Source organism: Methylobacterium sp. WL103, from assembly GCF_008039885.1.
In the GTDB taxonomy this organism is placed as follows: domain Bacteria; phylum Pseudomonadota; class Alphaproteobacteria; order Rhizobiales; family Beijerinckiaceae; genus Methylobacterium; species Methylobacterium cerastii.
The window spans coordinates 1-1,944 of record NZ_VRUX01000704.1; the positions used below are offsets into that span (position 1 = coordinate 1).

Here is a 1,944-nt window from a genome sequence, read left to right on the forward strand (position 1 = left end):
CGCCTGCGCCAGGGCGGCGGCGCCCTCGACGGCGCGCTGACCAAGTCCGGCGCCTCCCTCGCGCTGGTGCGCTGAGGGCTTACACCAAGTCTCACGGGTCAGGACCGATGAGGTCCGGCGGATTGCCGCCGCCCCGCAGTCGCGGGGGCCGGACCGCGACGAGTCGAGCTCACCGAGGTCCGGTATCGGCCGCGTGTGGGGCTACGGGCTCACCCGCAGCCCGAGCAGGAAGGTGTTGTCGGAGAAGCTCGCCGTCGCCACCGAGCTGTTGATCTCCTGGTAGAGGTAGGTGCCGCGCAGCGTCAGCCAGCGGTTGAAGCGATAATCGAGCCGGGCGGTCGCCGAGAAGCCGGTCTCCCGGATCGAGACCCCCTGGTAGTCGTTGTGCAGGTAGGCGCCGCCGACGATGATCGAGAGGTTGCGCAGAAGGTCGTGCTGCACCTCCAGCGTCGCCGTCTGGGTGCGGATGCCGCTGGAGCCGGGGACCGTCGTCTCGGTGACGCCGGCCTGCGCGTTGAGGCGCACGGTGGTGAGGGGGCTCGCCGCCCAGATCAGGGCGGCGGCCAGGATGGGCGCGTCGAGGCCGCGCAAGGCCGGGTCGACGTAGGTGCGGTGCTGCAGGCCGCCCGAGATCTCGCCGCTGATCGAGCGGGTGAAGTTCAGGGTCGCGCCGACCGAGGCGGCGATGCCGTCCGAGTCGCGGCGCAGGCCGCTGGCGTCGCGGCGCAGGTCGTAGACCCGGGTGTCGGCGAGCAGCTCGACGAAGGGGCTGATCTCCGGCGACACCTCGTAGGCCGTGCGCAGGCGCATGCTGTACTGGTTCTGGTTGCGGTCGGCCTGGCTGATCACGGTGCCGTCGGACAGCCGCGCATCCTCGAACTCGGAGCGGTCGACCGAGCCGCGCAGGGACACGGACAGCCGGTTGAAGGTCTCCGTCGCGCCGAGCGAGCCGCCATAGGTCGCCACGATCGGCCGGTTGGTCGCCGTCACGGCCTGGAGGTTGGGGCTGCCGGTGCGCTGGGTGTCGACGAGGAAGCGGGTCTCGGCGTCGATCCGCAGGTCGCGGTTGGCGTCGATCCGCAGGCGCACGGTGCCGGCCGCGTTCGGGCGGCTCGCCACCTCGTTCTGCGGGGTCTCGAGGTAACCGGCGCGCAGCTCGCCCGCGAGTTCGCTCCGCGACCAGTCGGAGCGGAAGTTCAGCTCGCCCTCGCTCCTCAGCGCCACCGAGCCCTTGGCGAGGGAGGGCGTCGTCTGGTCCGGGTTGCTGTCGTAGCCGAGGCTCTGGGTGAAGGAAGGCAGCACCGTGAAGCTGCCGAGCTTCAGCCCGAGCGGCGCGTAGGCGTCGTCGGTGGCGAGCGGCCGCCGCAGGCTGTTGGCCAGCAGCGCGCCCGGCGTGAGGACGCCGCTCAGCGGATTGATCAGCGGCAGCCCCGCCCCTTGCGGCCGCGGCGCCTCCGGCGGCAGGGGCACGCCGACGACCGGGTTCTGGATCACCGGCGACAGCCGCAGGGCCGGCGGCGGGATCTGGGTGACGTCCTGGGTCAAGCGCCGCGTCGCCGTCCCCTGGCGCCGGGGCGGTGCCGCGCGCTGGCGCAGCAGGCTGATCGGCGCGCGGTTGTTGGCGCCCGAGGTGGCGCCGCCGGTGCGGCTGCCGGAGGAGCGGACGCGCGTGTCGAAGGTCGAGGCGCCGGCCTCGGCGCCGGTCGGCCCGGACAGGCTGGCGCCGCCCGAGGTGAGGCCGCCGGAGGATTCGCCGCCGGACGTCTCGCCGGACGTGCCGTTGCCGAGGCGGGGCGGACCGTCCATGGGGCGGCGGCGCAAGGTCGGCAATCCGTCCTGGCCGGGCTCCTGGCCGATGCCGGGGTTGTCGGGCTGGCCGCCGACGGGACTGAGGGATTCGAAGCGCGCGCCTTGCGCCTGCGCCGCGGCGGGCAGGGTCGCGAG

1 protein-coding gene is annotated in these 1,944 nt (G+C 73.7%); it reads right to left on the reverse strand.

Translation table 11 applies throughout. The features are described from left to right. Nucleotides 1–201: 201 nt before the first annotated feature. Nucleotides 202–1,935, reverse strand: a complete 1,734-nt coding sequence (locus FV222_RS24455) for an outer membrane beta-barrel protein (protein WP_147815856.1) — start codon at nucleotides 1,933–1,935, stop codon at nucleotides 202–204. Nucleotides 1,936–1,944: the final 9 nt, after the last annotated feature.